Annotated in this window: 13 protein-coding genes and 1 pseudogene; 6 read left to right on the top strand and 8 right to left on the bottom strand. The window is 45.6% G+C overall.

The annotated features are described in order from the left end of the window. From AB4133_RS17140 to AB4133_RS17130, 3 genes are all read left to right on the top strand, one after another. Window positions 1–975 carry a ParB/RepB/Spo0J family partition protein gene (locus tag AB4133_RS17140; RefSeq protein ID WP_017061212.1) on the top strand — a complete coding sequence of 325 codons (975 nt, stop codon included), beginning with the start codon at window positions 1–3 and terminating at the stop codon, window positions 973–975. Window positions 976–1068: 93 nt separating this feature from the next. After that, entirely contained in the window at window positions 1069–3162 is a 2094-nt protein-coding gene (locus AB4133_RS17135) for a GNAT family N-acetyltransferase (RefSeq protein WP_372225113.1), read from the top strand. Between the two features lie 419 nt (window positions 3163–3581). After that, entirely contained in the window at window positions 3582–5252 is a 1671-nt protein-coding gene (locus AB4133_RS17130) for a FapA family protein (RefSeq protein ID WP_372055654.1), read from the top strand. Between the two features lie 122 nt (window positions 5253–5374). Here AB4133_RS17130 and AB4133_RS17125 read toward each other — a convergent pair whose 3' ends face one another. The 6 genes from AB4133_RS17125 to AB4133_RS17100 form a co-directional block, all read right to left on the bottom strand. Then, window positions 5375–7489, bottom strand: coding sequence for a type I secretion system permease/ATPase (locus AB4133_RS17125; RefSeq protein WP_017061209.1), 2115 nt, complete (start codon window positions 7487–7489; stop codon window positions 5375–5377). A gap of 18 nt (window positions 7490–7507) precedes the next feature. Next, entirely contained in the window at window positions 7508–9418 is a 1911-nt protein-coding gene (locus AB4133_RS17120; RefSeq protein WP_017061208.1) for a LapD/MoxY N-terminal periplasmic domain-containing protein, read from the bottom strand. 5 nt (window positions 9419–9423) lie between these two features. Further along, the gene (locus AB4133_RS17115) at window positions 9424–10092 is read right to left on the bottom strand and encodes a transglutaminase-like cysteine peptidase (protein ID WP_372225112.1); all 669 of its coding nucleotides are present in this window, start codon (window positions 10090–10092) and stop codon (window positions 9424–9426) included. 59 nt (window positions 10093–10151) lie between these two features. Further along, complete coding sequence (locus AB4133_RS17110) at window positions 10152–11543, bottom strand: HlyD family type I secretion periplasmic adaptor subunit (RefSeq protein WP_048660519.1); 1392 nt, start codon at window positions 11541–11543, stop codon at window positions 10152–10154. Window positions 11544–11655: 112 nt separating this feature from the next. Beyond that, window positions 11656–12942: a sigma-54-dependent transcriptional regulator gene (locus AB4133_RS17105; RefSeq protein ID WP_372225225.1), complete on the bottom strand. Its 1287-nt coding sequence runs from the start codon at window positions 12940–12942 to the stop codon at window positions 11656–11658. 84 nt (window positions 12943–13026) lie between these two features. Further along, window positions 13027–14949, bottom strand: a complete 1923-nt coding sequence (locus AB4133_RS17100) for an ATP-binding protein (protein ID WP_372225110.1) — start codon at window positions 14947–14949, stop codon at window positions 13027–13029. Between the two features lie 167 nt (window positions 14950–15116). Between AB4133_RS17100 and pdxH the strand changes: the two genes are divergently transcribed. Then, window positions 15117–15752, top strand: a complete 636-nt coding sequence (pdxH, locus tag AB4133_RS17095; protein WP_372225108.1) for a pyridoxamine 5'-phosphate oxidase — start codon at window positions 15117–15119, stop codon at window positions 15750–15752. Window positions 15753–15854: 102 nt separating this feature from the next. Here the strand turns inward: pdxH and AB4133_RS17090 are convergent, their stop codons facing one another. Then, a complete protein-coding gene (locus AB4133_RS17090; RefSeq protein ID WP_372073586.1) occupies window positions 15855–16637 on the bottom strand; it encodes a PAS domain-containing protein in 783 nt (260 codons plus the stop codon). A gap of 364 nt (window positions 16638–17001) precedes the next feature. Next, window positions 17002–17178, bottom strand: a pseudogene (locus tag AB4133_RS17085) (SUMF1/EgtB/PvdO family nonheme iron enzyme); the annotation flags it as partial. A 246-nt stretch (window positions 17179–17424) separates the two neighbouring features. Between AB4133_RS17085 and AB4133_RS17080 the strand changes: the two are divergent. Further along, the gene (locus tag AB4133_RS17080; protein WP_017065150.1) at window positions 17425–18249 is read left to right on the top strand and encodes an AraC family transcriptional regulator; all 825 of its coding nucleotides are present in this window, start codon (window positions 17425–17427) and stop codon (window positions 18247–18249) included. A gap of 181 nt (window positions 18250–18430) precedes the next feature. Continuing rightward, window positions 18431–21568 carry a bifunctional proline dehydrogenase/L-glutamate gamma-semialdehyde dehydrogenase PutA gene (gene putA / locus AB4133_RS17075; protein WP_372225106.1) on the top strand — a complete coding sequence of 1046 codons (3138 nt, stop codon included), beginning with the start codon at window positions 18431–18433 and terminating at the stop codon, window positions 21566–21568. The last annotated feature ends 7 nt before the right edge of the window (window positions 21569–21575 follow it).

Raw genomic sequence — 21575 nt, 5'->3', positions numbered from 1 at the left:
ATGGCAATTAAAACATCTGACTTAAATGCAAAGCTATTTGGTAAAGCAAACAAACGTCGCGTAGCAACACCACAAGAAGCGCAAACAGCCGCAAAAGAGCAGGCTCAAGTGATTGAGCTTTCTGTTGCTGGCGAAGATTTGGTTTCATTTGAATTGGTTCGAATTCCTGCGGCTGAAGTGGCAACTCGAACGGTTGTTTTTGAAGAGAACGCTCGTGAGCAATCTTTCTTAAACGAGCATGCGCTTTCTGATGTTCTTACAACATTGAAAGAACGTGGTCAGCAATACCCAGCAGTTGGTCGTAAGAACAAAGACGGTAAGATTGAAGTTCTTGATGGTAGCCGTCGTCGTATGTCATGTATTTTGGCTGACAAAGAGTTCCTAATCTATGTTGCTGAAAACATTAACGGCGAACACGCTAAATTCCTATCAGACGTAGCTAACGCTCATAAACCGCTTTCTCTTTATGAGAAGGGCAAAGAGATGCAAGCGAAGCTAGATAAAGGCGAAGCTGAAGACCAGAAAGCACTGGCGAAAATGTTCCAGTGCAGTGAAGCTTTGGTGAGTGGTGCATTGAAAGCAGCCGCTTTACCACTTGAATTGCTACAAGCTTACCCAAATGTGAGCGACCTTGGTCGTCCAACCATTGTTAAACTACACAAGCAGTTTGGTGGATTGACGAGTGAACAGCAGCAAACACTGCTGACTAAGTGTGATGCTTCTGAAGGTTTTGTATGGCAGCGTAGCGAAGCTCAAGGCGTAACTCGTCTAACCAAAGACGTGACAGAAACTTTGGAAGGTTGGATTCTTGAATTGGCGCCAGCGCCAGCGAAGAAAGCTTCTCCAAAAGTTGAGCTTATTAAGGGCCGCGTATCATACAGCCGCAAGGGTTCAAACTTGGCGTTGAACCTTAAGAAAGTTGATGATGCAACAATGGAAGAAATCCTCGCCTTCGTACAATCGAAGCTCGACTAAGTCGACGACTTTTCATTACTCCTCTAAAGCCGCTTTATGCGGCTTTTTATTTGGCTGTGATAAACTGTGTTTAGATGAATCTGGACGCTAACTATGACAAACCCAACCAACACTTTTCTACATACACTTTCTAATATTGCTCAGCATAACGATCACCGTTACGGCGTGGTCTTTGATGGCGATTTTGATTGGCAAAACTCTGCTGTTTTTACCTTCCTTCAAGATTCAAACACTCCGAGCATCTTCCAGGTTGGCGGTACGCCATTTGAAGGTGTGATTCATGCTCCAGTAAAAAAAGGCCAACAACTGCTTGGTCGTGAGTGCCAAGTTCTTGTTTGTGATTTTAGAGAGCAGTTCGATGCGAATGGTTTTAGTGCCGCGTTGGGTTCGTTAGTTGGTGGTGGGTTGTTGTTGGTGTTGCCGCCAAAAGTTAATGCCTCTGAAGATAGTGAAAGCTTTGGCCAACGTTGGTTAAAACGTCATTTCGATAAACTGATTTCTGTTTCACAACACAATGAAGCCGGCGATGTAGTTCAAGCAACTCACGCTCTTCCTCAGATGCAAAGCGCCCAAAACGGATTGGATAAATTTGAACAGCAAAACACGGCTGTTGAATTAGTCAAAAAAGTGGTGTCTGGACATCGTAAACGTCCTTTGATTCTCACTGCGGATAGAGGGCGTGGTAAAAGCTCGACATTGGGTATTGCCGCAGCGCAGCTGTTAGTTGAGCGTCACGGTTTTAATATTATTGTTACTGCACCTTCCGTGAAAGCGGTAGAGCCGGTATTTTCTCATGCTGGCCAAGGGTTGGAATCTTGCGAAGTGGTAAACGCTACTCACATTCGTCATCAAGGGGGAAGTTTAAGATTCGTCGCAACAGATGAATTACTTAAATCTAAGCCTGATTGCGATCTGTTATTGGTTGACGAAGCAGCTGCAATTCCAATTCCGATGCTTAAATCCATGGTCGACATCTATCACCGTATGGTCTTTTCAACCACGGTACATGGTTACGAAGGCAGTGGGCGAGGGTTCGGTATTAAGTTTGAGTCTTGGCTTTCTGAGCATCGTCCGGGGTGGAAAGGCTTTAAGCTCGAACAACCGATTCGTTGGAATAACAAAGATCCGCTAGAGGATTGGTTGTTTGATTGCTTTCTACTTGGTAATGACGCATCAGTCACTGAATCGGTGGTTGATGAACTCGATGGCTTTTCTGCTGACGCAATCAAAAAATTAAACTTAGTCGAGTTATCAAAAGCAGAATGCTTGGCTAATCCTGAGCAGCTACAACAATGTTTTTCTCTTCTTGTGGATGCGCACTATCAGACCTCGCCTAATGACTTAATGCAGTTTCTCAACAATCCAGCAATCCGTTTATACGCCGCTTGGCAGCAAGGTGAATGTTTAGGTTGTATGTTGGTGACGGAAGAGGGTGGTTTGGACAGCGAGTTGATTACTCAAATTCAACTTGGAAAACGCAGGCCTCAAGGTCACCTTGCTCCAGTATTACTGGCAAACCAACTTGGCTGTACTCATGCGGCGAGCAGTCGTTGCCTTCGAGTGATGCGCATTGCTGTTTCAGCGCGTCATCAAGGTTTGGGTATTGGCCGTTGGATGTTGGCTCAGTTATCACAGCAAACCAGCCAAGCAGATTATCTCGCGACAAGTTTTGGCGCGACCAGCGAATTGATTTCTTTTTGGCGTGGTAGTGAATTTGAAGCTGTGCACATCGGCCACCAGCGAGATCAGGCCAGTGGCTGTCACTCGGTTCTGATGGTTAAGGCGCTTAACTCAAACTCTCAAGGCTGGATAAGCCAAGTTCAAAATCACTTCGAGCGTAGCTACTGTTTTCTTGTTTCAGGTTCTTTGGTTTCACTTGAAACCGATATGGTACGAGCGCTGCTGCCAAAGAGTGTTCACACTGTTAGCGAGTTTGAAACTCAGTTAGTTAGAAATCACGTGAACGGTGGCAACAGTTATGATGCGATCAGCTTCAGCGTACTGAACTTGATTCTACTCAGCAACGATCGAAACATAGGTATTTCTGACTTACTCATCGCAAAGGTTGTTCAGCAGAAAGAGTGGGGGACTTGTGTCGAACAGTTTAATCTGGTTGGTCGTAAACAAGCAGAGATTCAGTTTCGTAAAGATGTCGATGCTCTGCTGTCAAATTTACAGTGTAAATAGGCTAGCCATCATTTAAATAGACTGACCGCAACAAATTAGATTTACAGTGTAAATTAGAATATTGGATTTACACTGTAAACTGAAGCTCCATATTGAAACCCGTTTTTACCCTGATTATCTGTTACATAATTTCTGTTTTATCTCTCCAGTACAGCCTTTAATCTTCTAAAGCTATTCGCCTTTACTATCTAGCCCTACATCGAATCAACATTCAATCGCACGAAATATTCTGAAAAAATTTTCCTATGTATTTGTAAAGGCGAAGCAGATCATAAAATGTGTAAGTCTTATTTATGAGTCATGTTTGCAGAATCGAAAGTAAGTGATGTGACGCTGATTATTCTAATAATGTGATACTCAGCGCAGAATGAATTATATAGACTGAATAACAACTGAGTCATTAGGGATACTCAATTCGAATGTGGGATAACATCGTTACATTGTCGGAAGACAAGCAACAAGTAATGGCATGTCTGCCAACCGGGACTGTGGTTGACGCAAGCTTTGATAACAAGACGCTGCCACCAACCTTGGAAGCTTTGAATGCATCAAACTATTTTCTTTTCGAAGAAGAGGTGTTGCGTTTCGTTACTCTTGCTAAAGAAGGTAAGGGTGAAGCTTATGAAGGAATCTTGATTGCCGAAGTTCGAAATGCCACTGTTGCGGTCGAACTGTCTGATGATGAGATGTTGGCGAGCCTCGTGGTCACTGGTCCCTACAATGGACACCCACTGCGTGGCAGCGACATCATTCATTGTTTATCTCAAGCTCAAATAACAAAAGGAATAAATAAGTTAGCGCTCAGAAAAGTTCTGATGATGAGTAGCAAACTTAAGCCCGGCGAAAAGTTTACTCAGCCAGCCGCTAAAGGGACACAACCAGTAAAAGGTAAAGACGCTAAGTTTGCCGCTTTGGTTGAAGATATTACTCGTCAAGTATTGAAGCCTCGCAGTAAAGACGAAGGCAAGATTGATATGCGAGACTTGGGACAAACCATTACCGTTGGTCAAAATGATCACTTAATGAAACGAACCCCCGCTACCAAAGGCATCGCTGGCTTTACCGTTCAAGGCCGAATTATCCCACCGCTTCCTGGACAAGACAGTTTAATCAAGCCTGGAAAGGGCACTTACATCTCCCCTGAAGATCCCAATTTACTACTCGCCTCACACCCTGGATTGCCCATCATTAAAGACCGAACCATCGAAGTGGATGACGCCTTATGTGTCAGCAACGTCGATGTCTCAACTGGGCACGTTAAATTTAAAGGTAATGTCTTTGTCTCTGGCAACATCGAGCCGGGGATGATCGTCAAGGCGACCGGAAGTGTTACGGTTGGTGGCTTTATCGAATCGGCCGAAGTGCAAGCTCAGGGGGATATCAAAGTCGCGAAAGGCATTATCGGCCACACGACCAAAGAGGGTGAGCCAAAAAGTTGTAAGGTATTCAGTAAAGGCTCTATCACAGCAAGCTACGCACAGAATGCCGAGCTACAAACGGCCAATGACCTTCGACTTGGTGTGCACAGTATGAGTAACGACATTCGCTGTGGTAACAACCTTATCGTGATGGACAGCTTGAAAAAACACGGCACGCTAAGCGGTGGTGAAGCCAAAGTTGGCGGAAAAGTAGAATGTGTCTTCTTAGGTGTTGAGGGAGACACCGCAACTAAGGTACATGGTTTTGCGCGCTACGATGGTTACCGCCAAAAGATAGCTGAGCTGAAGGAAACTTATAAATACACTCAAGAGCAAACCATGGGTGTGATTCGCCAAGAGTTAGAATTTAAGAAGCGCCCGAAAGCAGAGAGAAGCGAAGAGCAAGCCCTAGAAATAGAGCAGCAACGTGAGAAGAACAACCTCGCAATTGAAAACACAAAGTCGCAGTTAGATACACTCGAAGCAGAGTTTGAAACCAACCTTGCTGAATGTACTGTAGAGGTACACGAAAAAGTGTATACCCGAGTGACGATTCAATTTGGTGATGAGACAGTCACAACCAAGCGAACTCACGGCGGAAGTGTTTTCTCATTCAACCAATACGAGATCCAATGTTCATTCAAGATGGAGCAAGAGGATATTGCTTTGTAGGCTTTGTGTTGAACATAAGTGATGCTTGGCTTAGGTGATGATACTGACAAATAGAAAAAGGGGAGCTGATGCTCCCCTTATGGTTTCTACTGATAATGATTTATTTAGATGGCTTGAGCGCTCTAACTTACGGCTCTAACTCGACCTTGTTTAAGGTCTGAAAGAACCTGTGCTTTAGGACCGTCGGCAATGATGCAGCCTTTCTCCATAACGATCACTCGATCGACAATGTCCAACATCGACGTTTTGTGTGTAATCAGAATCAACGTCTCGCTTGGTAGCAACTGGTTAAGCTGGTGTTTGATGTGCATCTCAGAACGGTTATCCATAGCACTGGTCGGCTCATCCATTAACAATACTGGCGGACGGCCTAGGAAGGCTCTAGCAATGGCAATTGACTGACGTTGACCACCAGACAGCAAGGCACCACCTTCACCCACTTGGCGTTCTAAACCTGCAGGATCTTGCTGAGTAAACGCGGTTACGCCTGCACGGTTCGCTGCATCCATCACGTCACGGTCATCCACCAAAGGGCGGCCTAAAGTAATGTTGTCTCTTACCGAACCGTAGAACAAGTTACTGTCTTGCGGCACACAGCCTATATTGCGTCGTACGTCGACATGATGCAGTTGTTCCATATCGGTGTCATCAATGCGTACATGGCCTTCTGTTGGCTTGTACAGGCCCATAATCAGACGTTCTAGTGTGGTTTTACCTGAACCAATACGACCAATGATCGCCACTTTCTCGCCTGGACTAATATTGAGGGTTAAGTCTCTAATTGAAGCAACGGGTGAATCTGGGTAGTGAAACGTCACTTTATCTAGCGCGATATGGCCCTGAATAATCGGACGGTGAATGTAGCGTTTACCTTCTTCTTGTTCATCAGGCATCGACATCACTTGCTCAATCAGAGTCATTGATGACTTCGCTTGGTTGTAACGAGTCGAAAGCAAAGATAACTGAACAAGAGGACCAATCGCTCGGCCACTCAGCATGGTCGCAGCGATCAAGCCACCCATCGTAAGCTCACCTTCCGCAATCAGGTACACACCAAAGATGATCATACCTACGTTAGTACTCTGCTGAACAAAACCGGCGGTGTTTTGGATGCTGTCTGTGATGCGTCGGCTTTTGATATTCCAATTCGCCATGTGAGCCACGGCTTCTTCCCAACGGAATTGGAATTGGCTTTGCGCGCTGAATAGCTTAACGGTTTCTAGACCCGCCAAACTTTCAATCAAGTTTGCATACTTCTGCGAGGCAAGACGAGATCCTTCTTCAATGGTGCGGCGCAGTGGGCCTTGGATTAGCAATGCATAGACGATCAAAATGACCACGCCAGCAACGGGAACGAATACAAGGTTTCCAGCCATTAGCCAAATTAGCGCTAAGAACATCAGTGCGAAGGGGAGGTCGATGAGCGAGCCAATGGTTGCAGAGGTAAAGAATTCACGAATGGATTCGAACTCTTGCAAGTTTTTAGCGAAAGCACCGACGGAAGCAGGCTTCGCTTCCATACGAATCCCCAGTACTTTACTGAACAGCTTGGAGGAAATGAGAATATCGGATTTCTTACCGGCAACATCAATGAAGTAGCTTCGCATCAATTTGAGCAGCAAATCGAATAGGAACACGACAAAGATACCACTCGCTAGCACCCACAAAGTTTCAAAGGCGAGGTTAGGGACTACTTTGTCGTACACCAAGCGAGTGAACATCGGCGCGGCAATTGCGAAGATGTTGATCAGAATGGAGGCGATCAACACATCTCGGTAGATGTTTTTAGATTCCCAAATCGTGCTCCAAAACCAATGCCCTTTACGTGTTTTTAGAACTTCTGGTGAACGTTCATCATAACGGAACTGTTTCTTTACCAAGAAGTAGCGGCCGATGAATTGTTCTTTCAGCTCTTCGACAGGAATGATGATTGGCACCATTCCGCTTTCCGCAGTAATGATTTCCGCTTCTTGCTTCTCTAAATCGATACTGTTGAGAACGCACGCCTCACCTTGTTTAAGCAGTAAAACGGCAGGCAGAATCAGGTGAGGAATCTTTTCTAAGTCGGAACGGTTTTCTTTTGCCACTAATCCTGCTCGTTCAGCAGAGCGTGGGAATAGGAAAGGGGTTAGCTTTCCATCGGATAGTGGTAGCCCATTGATCAACGCTTCGGGCGAGTTAGCTAACCCGTAATACCGGCTAACGTAGATCAGTGAGTTCAATAGTGGATCTTGCATGTGATATAACCCTTACAACTATTTATCAACAATGAAGCCTTGGAACACTTCTACGTAGTTATCAGACAGAATATCTAGCTGAGTCTGAGTTTCTATTCGAGACGCGATGGTGGTGACGCCTAGGTTGTGAGCGGTTCTAGAGATCGACGTTAAGGTAAACTTCTGTTTTTCGTCATCAAGGTTATGTGTGAACAGGTAATCTAGCTTCACATAGCTTGGACGGTATTCGTTGATGTAATCCAGTGATTGGAAGTTACGTCCGTAGTTATCGACACCAAACACTGCTTCAGCGTTGCGAATGGTGTTACACAAAAGTGCCGTGTAGTGCGGAACGTTGATGAAGCAGTTTTCTGGAATCTCAAAGTGCAACAGGTGAGCGATTGAAGCATTCTGTTCAAGCGTCTTACCGATCCAACGGATGAAGCTTGGTTGAGATATACTGCTTGGCGAGAGATTAATAGCGACTGGGCTGGTTACTTCTTTTGCATTGAGCTTTTCAACCATCTTCTCAATAACGTATTGGTCGAGAATGTGGCTCATTTCAAGCTGTTCTAGCGCGTATAGATACTGGTTAGCACCGTAACGCACGCCATCTTTTTCAATCGCAGAGAACACCTCTTGGTGATAGGTTTTACCAAAGGCATTGTTTGCAGCCTGCAGACGGAAGGTAATGAGGTCGTTGATGATCGCTTCTTCAACCAACATACGCCATTGTTGTTTGCCCATCACTGCGCCGTGATCGTCTGCGGTTACGTAGCCGTAAGCAAGTTCTCGATTCGCCTTGGCACTTGAGAGTGCGTTATCCACCAGCGACATGATTTCAGTACTGGTTTTACGCTTGTTGCTGTAGGTCACACCAAGAGCAATATGTGGATTCGCAGTGCCTGTTGGGTCTGAACCTAGGCTCTGGATACAGTTTACGATGCTGCTCGCGACAAGTTTCAGTTCGCTCTCATCAATGTTTGGCATGATGAAACCGAACTCGTCACTAGAAATACGAGCGATGGTGATATCTGGAGATGAAATTGAAGCTTGCAGCTGTTCAGCCAGTTGATGAACCAAGGCATCACCTTCTTGATAGCCCTTTTCATCGTACTCTTCACTGATAAACTCCGCTTTAAGTACCGCTAAACCACCTAAGCTCGACTCCTCTAACCATTGAGTTAACTGAGACATGTAGTAAGCACGGTTACCTAGCTGAGATACAGGGTCGATATATGCTCTTTCACGTAACTTCTGAGCTTCTTTCGCTTGGTTTTTAAATGCCAGTTCAACTTGAGTCGACATGTGGTTGATACCATCGACAACCAAGGTGAGATCTTTTGTCTTTGGACGAGCCAGAGGTTCGCCAAACTGATTCTTGGCGATCTGATCCATCTTGGTAATGATCAACGAGAGCGGGCGTAAAGCGCGCTTAAGGATCCAAGAGATAGACACCAAACCGAGCAAGAAGATCGTGCCAAATATGCTCAGTAAGCGGATGAATGCTTGCCAAAGTTGATCGTAGGCAGGGCCTGGGTGACTTACGATCTCGACCTCGGCCAATTGCATCCAGCCACTGGTGATCACGCGGCGGTCATGAACAGGCTCGAACAGGTTTAGGTTGGTAAACCACTCTGGTACGCCAGTTGGCTTTACAGGGTATGAGCGGAGAATGTCTTCACCGCTATCGAGAAAGATCAATCGAACGACTGAGTAAGAACTGCCATCAAACAGGGCGTTGATAACAGACTCTACTGCCACCTTGTCCTTTTCTTCTAGGTAAGGGGCGAGAGCCAGTCCAACAGTATTAATGGTATTACTTACCTCAGAGCGTTGCTGCTCCTCTAAGTATCCACGGGTGGTATTGAATTCGATCATAAAAACTGACGTCATCAGCAGTATGAACACTGCAACCATCCCGACCACAAGCTGTTTATATAAAGTCATTGTACCTACTCATCGTAATTGATAATGGGTTTGTTTAATTTTAGAGAGCGCTCACGTGAACGTAAGTCGTTCCATAAGCTCAATCTTGAAGATTTCCCTGCCAACTTGCCGCTGCCTGCTGCCGACTTGATCAACCAAAGGTTTTTACCGTTAAAACTGTAAATTGGTCTTAGATCTGGGCGTTTGGAACCGCGTTTAATTTCAGGGTTTAAGTTGTCCAAAATTAATGGCTCTGCACTCGGTGTTGAGTAGTAAGCTAACACCATGTGGAACTGGTTTAGTTCCAGTGCTTTTACGTACACTAATCGTAATTTCTTATCTGGGACGCCCAGTTCAAGCAAAGAGAAGTATTTTGCGATTGTGAAGTCTTCACAATCACCGGCGTTGCTGCCTAAAAATTCCAGTGGTGTTGCCCAGTAATCATTCTTTCCCCACAGTATGTTGTCATCGACAAAGTACATCTGGTTGAAGAACTGGTTCACCGACCTGAGCTTCTCTTTTTCACTTAATCCGTCGTATGACGTCATATTTGAGCGCCATGTTGCCACTCGCTTTCCGGCTCTATCGCCGTAGGTTTTGGTCACTGTATCTATCCACCGTTGGTCGCTCTTGTTGAGCGCCACAGAGGTGAAAGAGGTGAGGACCAGCAGCAATAGCGAAATCCGAGACTTCATAGCCTCTGCTCTTGTCTATTTACTGCGTACTGAAAGGCGTTATCAAACATCCAACGTCCTTACTCTTTTAGTGCATTGTTTTGAGCACTTAATAGTGGCTTCAACATGTACTCAAGCACGGTTCTTTTGCCTGTGATGATATCGACTGAGGCGGTCATGCCCGGAATGATTGGCAACTCTTCGTTCTGTCCAAAATTGTGTTTTTCGGTGCGCACACGCACGATGTAGAAGCTGTTGCCTTCTTCATCTTGAGTGGTATCGGCACTGATGTGCTCTAACACGCCTTCTAGGCCGCCGTATTTAGTGAAGTCATAGGCACTGAATTTAACGATGGCAGTCAATTCTGGGCGTAGGAAAGCGATATCTTGCGGGGCGATTTTCGCTTCAACCAATAGAGAGTCTTCTGTCGGTACAATTTCAACGATGTCCATACCCGGTTGGATAACACCACCGACAGTATTAATACCCAATGTTTTAACGGTGCCAGTTACAGGAGAAACCACCACAGTACGGTTTACTCGGTCTTCAAGGCCAACAGCCGATTCGGTCATTGCAGAGAGCTTATCTTGCGCTTGATTGAGCTTTTCTTGTTGTTCGGAGCGGAAGTTCAGTGCGGCATCAATACGGCTGAGCATGGATTCTTTGATTGCTGAGCGTAGCAGAGGGATTTTTAGCTCGCTTGAGGTCATTTCTCGGCGAGTGTCGTTCACTTGTCTTTGCAGTTTAAGTAATTCAATTCGTGGTACCACACCTTCATCGGCGAGGGGTTTGGTGATATCCAGTTCTTGGCGAGCAAACTGGTAACTCTGTTTTAGGTTGCGAACCCGCGCCTTAATCTCAACTAGGTCTTGCTGTTTCTGTTCAACTTGTTGATCAAAAACAGAAAGTTGGTTTTTTAGGTTATTCAGATCTTGACGATATTCGGCTTTTTGGCGATTAACCAGTTTAGGCTGAAGCTCGTAGAATTTTGGTGGAAAGGCGAGTTTACCGTAATCAAGCAACACGCTTTTTTTCCACTCTTCAACAGAGAACTCTTCGTTAATGACGACACTGGTTAATGAAGCGGATAGCATCAACACGTTGGCGGTTAAGTTCGCCACTTGTTGTTCACGTTCGCGGAAGTCCGAACGGAATCGAGTGTCATCGATCAACAGTAGCTGCTGACCTTTCTGAACACGTTGACCTTCTTTAACTAAGATCTCTTTAACTAAGCCACCTTCAAGGTTTTGTACCACTTGGATCTGAGAGGAGGGGATCACTTTGCCTTGGCCAACGGTAACTTTGTCGATCTCTGCCCATGCAGACCACCCAATAGCAGCAATAAAAAACAGAACGATCACCCACAACATAATTCGCGCACTGGTGGGCGTATTGAGGAGTAGTGCCGCTGTTTTATCGTCGACATACTCAAGCTCGGTCTCGTTCAATTTGCTGAAATTTTTCTGACTCATAACAGTCCTTGTTCGCTAAGTAAAAGTGCAAGCCTATTGAGTGTATTCTTACTTCTTATAAATGTTAAGATTTTGTTCCTTTAAATCTTTGAATTTATATATTTTTTAAGACTTATCGGTTCTTGAAATCGGTTTTATCGAGCTGATGCTTTCTTAGTTTGTCATACAGCGTTTTTCGCGACACCTGCAGCTCTTGTTGTACTTCTTTTAAACGACCTTGATGGCGATGTAGTGCCTCAATCAAGATAATTTGTTCAAAGCTATCGGTGCGTTGGTTTAACGACTGTTGTTGCTCTTCAATGCTCATATCGAGTTCATTTTGCTCATCAGTATCGCTGTCGAGCGACGGCTGCTTAATTTGAGTCAGCACTCTGAGTTCGGCATGTTGGCGAAGCTGACGAATGTTCTCCGTCCAATGCGTTGCAATGAGTCGCTGAATCTCTTTTTCTGTAATGACGGGGGGTGGCAGCTGATAGCGACTGGCCGCACCACGAGCAAAGTGTTTGAATAAAGAGCCAATATCTTCCGTTCTTTGCGCCAAGGGTAGTAAATTAAACCGGCGTAGTTCACCTGTAATTGTAGTAGGAACTACTGTAGTTGCGATAATGATACAAGTTGCATTGGTGTTGCATGAGTTTTCATGAAGTAGAGTGGGTTTTAGAGCGGCTAACCATAGCCATTGCTGCGAAGTTAACGCTTCTGTTTCATGGATATAGAGTGTTCCACCTTGATGCTTTAAGAACAGTTGCAAAACAAACTGATGGAATGTCGCTTCGTCACTGCGTGGCAAATTAAACGCCGCGACAGGGCAAAGCTCCGCGGTTTGATGACTGTGTAAATCATGGGTGTATTGTGCAGTGACCCTTTTCCCCGTCCCTAAATCACCAACAAACAATAGAAGTGGGTTAGTTTTGGTATCTAGGGTGATCAATTCTCGGCGCAATGCCTGCATTGATGGAGATTGACCAATCAGTTTTGGGCCAACCTGATTTTGCATTGCCAACTCTTTGCGCAATAGGTTGTTCTCTTCAACCAGTGCGAGTTTATCTGCGGCTTTTTTAACGGCAGTGAGTAGGGCATCGACCACAAATGGCTTTTCCAGAAAATCGTAAGCGCCGGCTTTCATTGCGGATACCGCGGTTTGCACGTCACCATGTCCGGTAAGTACGATGACCTGAAAATGAGGGTTTTGGCTCAGTAATTTTTGCGTTAATTGAATGCCATCCATCACTGGCATGTGAATATCGGTGATGACAATTCCGGCTTGCGTGGTATCTATTTTCTTTAATGCCTCAATAGCATTGGGAAAGCAGACGATATCGATGCCTTCAATGAGCATGGCTTGTTCTACGGAGTCTCGAATGGCGGGTTCATCGTCGACAAAATAGAGTTTAGGCATAGAGTGCAAAAGTCGAGTCCTTAGCTGTAGGTGAGATTAGCAGTATGTGAGATTCGTTTTCTAATCAGCGATAACAACGGCGTGTTAGCCCTTATCGTTATATAACGGGATGCTTAGCGAGAATACCATGCCTGAAGGCTCTAATCGGTTCGCGCTGATCGTGCCGTGATACGCTTCAATAATCCGTTTCGATATTGAAAGCCCTAGCCCTAAGCCTTCCGGTTTGGTGGTAAAAAACGGGTCGAACAGCTGTTCTAGCTTATCGTTCGGCATGCCAATTCCGTTATCCCAAATGATCAGCTGACAAGCGTCATGATGCAGTTGCCATTCGATGCCTATCTGTGGGCTAGCCTGTTGGTCAACGCTTTCCAGGTTTTGTTGCTCCTGCAAGATTTTCTGTTCAAGAACTTGATGTTGCAGCGCTTGAGTCGCGTTGTGAATCAGATTCACCAGTACTTGCTCGAGTTCGGTTGGATGAATCGCAATATTGATGTCATCTGGCACCGTGCTTAGCCTTAGCGTAATGCCTTGCTTGATCATCAGCGCACTGAGAATGCTAGTGGCGTTATTGACCGCTTGATGCAGGTTCGCCACATGATGTTCTTGTTTGGTGACCTTGCGAGTAAAGACTTTGAGTCGCGCGATGATGTCGGTAATGGTGTTGTTGAGGCCAATCATTTTCTCAAGATTGCTTTTCACTAAATCGGTTCGTTCCATTTCCAGTAGCTTTAAGCTGTTTTCACTGTAGGTTCGCAGTGCTGCAAGCGGTTGGTTGATTTCGTGGTTAATGCTGGCTGACAGCTCACCGAGTACCGCTAGTTTCGCGGTTTGTGTCAGCTCTTGTTCTGTCTGTTTCAACTTCGACTGCGACTCTTGGTATTGAAAAAGGGTTTGTTGCAGCTGCTGATTGGATTGCTTCAAGTAGTGGGTACGTTTATCAACGGTTTGCTCTAGGTTTTGGTTGAGTCGGGTCAACGCCACTTTCGCGAGATAAGTCTGGCGCCACGACCAAGCGATGAGCATCACCAAGCTGTAAATCACCACGAAGATGACATCGATCTGAAAGATTTTAATAAGTTCAGCTCTGGTCTCTTTTAGTGCGACAACTTGGTACTGGTTGTTGCTGACCGTTGCAGGGTAAAGATTAAAAGCACCAAGCTTGAATAACTGGTTGGCGGTGAGCTCTTTTCGGATTTCATTGGATTGAAGGTTGCTAGATTGATTGGTATTGCTCGCTTCTGACTGAGATCTTGAAGAACGAAAGGCTTCGATGATCGAAATTTCGCTTTGACCGTATTGGCGTTGAAGTGCGATATCCGTTTGTTGTTGCTGCGTTAATGGCAACAGTGAATGATAAAGCCATGGAGCTTGGCTTGATAGAAAGACCACTTGGTTCGAGTCGAGTACTACGATCTCAAAGTCGTCGCTGGTCAGGATGTTTTCGAGGTTTTCTAAACTCACTTTTACGGTGATAACCCCCACAATGTGATTCTCAACATACAGCGGTGAAGACAGAAAATAACCGCGTACGTTCGAACGAGCGCCTAGCGCGACATATTGTGTGTTGTTACCTTGAATGGCAGAAGCAAAGTAGGGACGAAACGAGAAGTTCTCACCTACAAAGGTACGAGGCTTTTGGTAATTACTGGAAGCGACCACAGTACCGCTCGGGTCATGAATATAGATGGTGTCGGCTTGGCTTTGATTCGACCATTCAAACAGCAATTGATTGAGCTGCGCAGCGGAAATCTTGTTTGCTCGTTGTGATGAGTCAAAATAAGAGAGCAAGCGCGGGTCATGACTGAGCAAATCCGGGATCTGTTTGAATTTATCCAGTTCAGAATCGATTTGTAGATTGGCTTTATTCGCCGCTTCATCGAGTTGCTGAGTGACGATTTTTTCTTGGAATTGTACTGCCATAAAGTGGGTTGCGGTCAGCCCTGCAGCTCCCAATAACAATGAGAATAAAACAAAGGGCGTCATTAGGTTAGGCAGTATTTTGGTCACTCGGATCTCAGCTTGTCATCGGTTTGTATAAAGATTATCAATATGATGGAGAGAGTACCGAGATCTTGTTAACACAGAGCACCTTCTGTGAGACAAAACCATGGCTTAGACTTGTGTTTCAAAGGATTACGGCGCAAAATCACAAAAAAATTAAAAGGAGCAACCAAATGGAACTGACAGATATTCGTCGCGAATACGCTAAGGGTGGATTGAGACGCAAAGACTTGGCCGCAGACCCGTTTGAGCAATTCAATCTATGGCTAGAGCAAGCCATTGAAGCGAAGTTGACGGACCCTACTGCCATGACAGTTGCTACGGTTGATGAAAATGGTCAGCCATTCCAACGAATTGTTCTGCTGAAGAATGTTGATAAAGACGGGTTCGTTTTTTACACCAACTTAGGTAGCCGCAAAGCGCACCAGCTTGAGCACAACAGCAAAATCAGTTTGCACTTTCCTTGGCATCCACTTGAGCGACAAGTTCATATTACGGGCACGGCTGAAAAGCTAACGGCTATGGAAAATATGAAGTACTTCTCGTCACGTCCAAAAGAGAGCCAATTGGCCGCGATTGCAAGTAAGCAGAGTAGCCGCATTTCAGCGCGTGGGATTTTAGAAGGTAAGTATCTAGAGCTTAAACAGAAGTTTGCCAAAGGCGAGATTCCTGTGCCTTCTTTCTGGGGTGGCTTCCGAGTTCGTGTTGATAGCATTGAGTTCTGGCAGGGTGGTGAACACCGCTTGCACGACCGTTTCTTGTTCTCTCGCCAAGACAACAGTTGGGATATTGATCGCCTAGCGCCTTAGGCTTTTTGATCGCTTAGCTGCTTAACAGATCTAAAAATGCCGTTGATTAGACTTATCAAATCAACGGCATTTTTTTGTCTGCATTTTCAGATGAACAGTCAATCAGTTACTGTGCAGAACAACGGAGATCTGTTTTTTGAGCAGAGTTTCTGGGATCACTGAGCCCAATCCTGAATCCAACGCATACTCAATCAATTGGCTTTTACTGCGTGCATCAAACTTCTGTTTCAATCTGGCGACATGACCTTCGACCGTTTTGATTGAAATGTTTAACGTCGACGCGATGTACTGTGGTTTCTTGCCGAAAAGCAGTAAGAACAGCACCTCTGATTCTCTCGAAGTCAGCCGCTTTTGCAGTTTAGACACACGCGGCTCTGACCCCGCAAGCGATGCCTGATTGCCTTTTGTTCCTGTGGCCTGACAAACCCAATGACCAACCTCTAAGATCGCGGTATCGGTAAGCTCTTGGCCATAGAAGATGGTGCCTTGGACGTTGTCGTCATCATCAAGCCAAGGGGTTTTGGTAAAGATATGGGCGTGCCAGCGTCCGTCTGGATAGGGGTGAATATCGAGAATCTTAAGGGTACTGCGTGTATCCATTACATGTTTGTCTTGAGCCCTGAAATCTTGTGCGCACTCAGTGGTTTGACTGGGCATGTCGAAGTCGGTCAAGCCAGTACAAGTCTCATTGGGTTTTAAGCCAATCAATTGGTTGTAAGCAAGGTTGGCATACACGAAGACCGAGTCAGTATCTTTGCAGCCCCAGCAGCCTGGAAGTTGTTCGAATAAAGAACGATGTATGGAGTTGAGTGGATCTGGCAAGGTTTTATCTCGTAAGCTGAGGTATGGCAATGATATCAGTTTCTTATAGCGCTGCAATGGCAATTAGAGTACGAAAAATAAGGGGTGACTGACAGTTAAACGGACTGTTGATTAACTGTGTCAATCACGGAGAATCGATGGGCATAAAGGGTGATAATCAGGCAAAAAAAAGCCAGCCTGAAGAGGGGCTGGCTAAAGACAAGATATGCCTTGTCGACATGTAGAAGATTTTCAGTCTAATTTACGAGGGTCAGGTAAATTAAACTGAGGCATCAATTTGATACCCAGAGTGACTTACTACTCTATCGACGAATCTACTCCTAGGAGTGCTTATGCATAAGGGGGGAATTCCCCTATAAATGTTGCTCAATGTGATAATTGAGAACCTAGAGTAAATATTTGGGGTTCTGAGCCTATGACTGGGAGCCTACAGCTCTCGTACTACTCGGAATCCTAGATAGTTCGCTGCCGTTGAAGGCGGTACGTACAGTTCGTTAAGCACTTTTGCTTCTTCAGGAGAGAAGCTCCACGCGCCACCTTTTGCTAGGCCTTTCTGAACGGTTGTCCATTCCCATACATTACCCACCATGTCGTAGAAGCCTGTAAAATGTTTTTCGTGTTCGTGTTCGTGTGATTGCTTGTGAAGCCCCTAAATTCGCCGGAACGATTGGTTTTACAATGCCCGTAGTTTGTACACTCTTGATCATCCTTCCGGAGGCATGATCAAGATGATCGCGATAATGATCTTTTCATTCTCGCGAGCAAATAACTCTCATGAGCATTTACAAATTCATCTTATGCGCATTTAAGAGTATTATTCTTACTATGTTGACCCGAGTATTTTTCTGTCATGTCTAAACCTTTACCCTTTCCTAACCTAGACCTTTCTCCGCTAGGCCTTACTGGCCCTCGTCCTGCTGAGATCATCACTTTGCCATCGCATATGGATTGCCACGATCACCATTATTCTCAGGTGGTGATTGGTTTAAAAGGTCAGGCGGAATTTGAAGTGAGTGGTAAGGGGAATCTTGTTGGCCCAGGACAAGGTTGTGTGGTGACAGCGAGCTCTGATCATGCTTTCGGCGGAGTGGTTGGTCAGTCGGATATTCTCGTGCTCAACATGCCTATGCCAACCGATGATGACCCTCTGATGCTAGAGAAGATTAACCAGTTAGAATCATCGAACGTCTACTTCCAATTAGATGCGCAAATTCAAAAGCTTATCCATATGTTGGTGCAAGAGATGCAGGCCAGTCCTGATGATCTGTTATTAAGCCGTGCGTGCAATGATACGGTGATTGCATTGATGCAAAGGCACATCTCGGCATTTGAAACCTCAATCAAAGATTCACGCTTTGATCTTGAAGCGTTGGATCGCTACATAGAACAGCATTTAGCAAACAAGATCTCCGTCGCGCAGCTTGCGGGTAGTGTGTTCTTGGGTGAAAGCCAGTTCCATATGTTATTCAAAGAGCAAATGGGCATTACCCCTCACCAGTACGTTCTTGGCAAGCGCATCGACCGTTCTCGTCGTTTAATTGAACAAGGTAATCTAAGCCTTGGTCAGGTCGCTGAACTGGCTGGTTTCTCCGGTCAATCTTCCTTTACTCACACCTTTTCACGCCTTCAAGGCATGTCACCATCCCAATACAAAAAGAAAATTTCTGTTAAATAGTGAAACAAAACGGCATATTATTTTAAAGTTTCATATGTGACCTTGTGTTTGTTTTGTTAATAAAGCGAGTTTTTAGCAAAAAACTCGGAGTTTTTGACAAGTAATCCTTATATACTCTAAATACACTGCAGCCATTGTAGAGATCCCGAACTCTTTTCGGGTGTGAGATTAAGGAAAACGCATGTTTACAGCTACTGATGTGTTAAAGCCAGAATTCAATGAGCAGTCGCTTGCTGATCTTTGGACGCTTATCTCACCATTATATATGGTGGATGAAACCCAATGGCTAGAGCAACTTCTGCCGCTAGCTACCCCTTCTGAGTCTGAAAAGCAGCAAATTACAGACAAAACGACGTCGTTGATTGAGTCTATCCGTGCGGATAAAACATCTATTCAGATGATCGACGCCTTGTTGCTTGAATACAGCTTAGATACTCAAGAGGGCATCTTGCTAATGTGTCTGGCGGAAGCCTTGATGCGTATTCCTGATTCGGCAACCGCTGATGCGTTGATTCGCGACAAACTTAGCGTTGCGGATTGGAAATCTCACCTGAAGAATTCTGACTCGGTTTTTGTTAACGCATCAACTTGGGGCCTAATGCTAACAGGCAAGGTGGTTGGACTTTCATCTAAAGAGCAGAGTGCAGGTCAAGCGGTTAACCGTTTAGTGAACAAGCTTTCTGAGCCGGTGATTCGTAAAGCGATGCACCAAGCGATGAAGGTGATGGGTCACCAATTCGTTCTTGGTCGCAGCATTGCTGAAGCGCAGAAGAACGGTAAGTCTATGCGTGACAAAGGTTTTACCTACTCATACGACATGCTAGGTGAAGCGGCACTGACCACTGCTGACGCAAACAAATACTTCAAAGATTACCTAATGGCGATTGAAGCCGTAGGTCGAGACACATACGTCTCTTCAAAATCTAGCCCAGCACCGTCTGTTTCTATCAAGCTTTCTGCGCTTCACCCACGTTATGAAGTGGCGAATGAAGACCGCGTACTGACTGAGCTATGCGACACGCTAGAGCAGTTACTGCGCCGTGCAGTAGAGCTAGACGTTGCGATTACGATTGATGCGGAAGAAGCGGATCGCCTAGAGCTTTCGCTTAAGTTATTCGAAAAACTGTATCGCAGCGAGCTAGTGAAAGGCTGGGGCAAGTTTGGTCTGGTTATTCAAGCGTATTCAAAGCGTGCGTTACCGGTTCTAGTTTGGCTAAACCGCCTAGCAAAAGAGCAGGGTGACTTAATCCCACTTCGCCTAGTTAAAGGTGCTTACTGGGATAGTGAGATCAAATGGTCACAACAAGCTGGTTTCGATAACTACCCTGTTTACACTCGCAAAGAAGCGACTGATGTAGCCTACCTAGCGTGTGCGCGTTATCTATTGAGCCCAAGTGTTCGTGGCAATATCTTCCCGCAGTTTGCTAGCCACAATGCTCATACGGTTTCCGCTATTGCAGTGATGACAGACCATAAAGACTTTGAATTCCAACGCTTACACGGCATGGGTGATTCACTTTACAACCATGCAATGGAAGCTTACCAACAGTCGGTACGTATTTACGCGCCAGTTGGTAGCCATAAAGATCTACTGCCATACCTAGTACGTCGTCTGTTAGAGAATGGTGCAAACAGCTCGTTTGTACACCGTTTGGTTGATGCTCGTTGCCCTGTAGCAGAGCTAACACAGCATCCAGTCGACATGCTTTTGGCATTCGATACGTTGAACAACACTAAGATTCCTCTGCCGCCAGCGGTATTCCCTGAGCGTAAGAACTCATACGGTGTGAACATTGATATCGAGAGCGAAGCGCATCAGTTTGAAGAGCAAGTAAAAGGCTTTTTGAACAATCAATGGACTGCTGGACCTGTGATCAACGGCGAATCTCTTGCCGAAAGCATGATCAAGGCTGATCAGAATGTTGAACAAGTAACAGCACCTTACGATCGTCGTATTAGCGTGGGTCAGGTGGCTTTTGCAAACCTTGATCATGTTTCCGCAGCGATCACTGGTGCAGACGCCGCATTTGCTGATTGGAATGCGACATCGGTTGAAACCAAAGCCGCTGCGCTTGAGAAGTTGGCGGATCTGATGGAAGAAAACCTGGCTGAGCTGGTGGCAATTTGTCATCAAGAAGCGGGTAAGACAATTCACGACAGCATTGATGAAGTGCGTGAAGCGGTCGACTTCTGTCGTTACTACGCAAAACAAGCGAACAACCTACAAGGTTTTGAGCTAAAAGGCTTTGATGGTCTAACTCGAATCGCTTCGCGACAAGGTCGTGGTGTATTCGTTTGTATCAGCCCTTGGAACTTCCCATTGGCGATCTTCCTTGGCCAAATTACAGCTGCACTAGTGGCGGGTAACACGGTTGTGGCGAAACCTGCAGAGCAAACAAGCTTAATTGCAGCTCGCGCAGTGGAATTGATGAATGAAGCGGGTTTCCCTGCTGGCACGATTCAGTTACTACCGGGTCGTGGCGCTGAGATCGGCAGTGCGCTAACCAGTCATGATGCGATTGCGGGCGTTGCCTTCACGGGGTCAACCCCAACTGCACAACGCATTAACGTGTCATTGGCAAGTCGTAACGCTAAGCCTGTTCCGTTTATCGCGGAAACCGGTGGTCAGAATGCGATGATCGTCGACAGTACCGCACTGCCTGAACAGGTAGTTCGTGATGTTATTCGTTCTGCATTCGCTTCAGCAGGTCAACGTTGTTCTGCACTGCGTGTGCTTTACATCCAAGAAGACATTGCAGACCGCGTGGTTGGATTGATTCACGGTGCAATGGACGAGTTGAGTGTTGGTATTCCACACCTTCATAAAACCGATGTTGGCCCTGTTATCGACCAAAACGCAAAACAGAAGCTAATGGCGCACTTAGAAAACATGACCAATACCCAGAAGAAGGTGGCTCAACTTTCTTTAGGTACGGATTGTGAACATGGTGACTTTGTTCCACCAAGTGCGTTTGAAATCGATGACATCAGCTGCTTGACAGAAGAACAGTTTGGCCCTGTGCTTCACATCGTTCGCTTCAAAGCGAGTGAGTTGACACAAGTAGTAGACCAAATTAACCAAACCGGTTTTGGTCTAACTATGGGTATCCACAGCCGTAACGAAACAACTTACCGTTGGATCGAGAAACACATTCGTGTGGGTAACTGCTACATCAACCGTGACCAAGTGGGCGCTGTTGTTGGTGTTCAACCATTCGGCGGTCAAGGTTTGTCGGGTACTGGCCCTAAAGCGGGTGGTCCTCACTACCTATACCGCTTTACTGATGTTCATTTTTCTCAATCACAAGACAAGGCATAAGGAGCAG

Source organism: Vibrio sp. 10N.286.52.F8 (assembly GCF_041468745.1).
GTDB lineage: Bacteria > Pseudomonadota > Gammaproteobacteria > Enterobacterales > Vibrionaceae > Vibrio > Vibrio crassostreae_C.
This window is presented reverse-complemented; position numbering and strand designations above follow the sequence as displayed.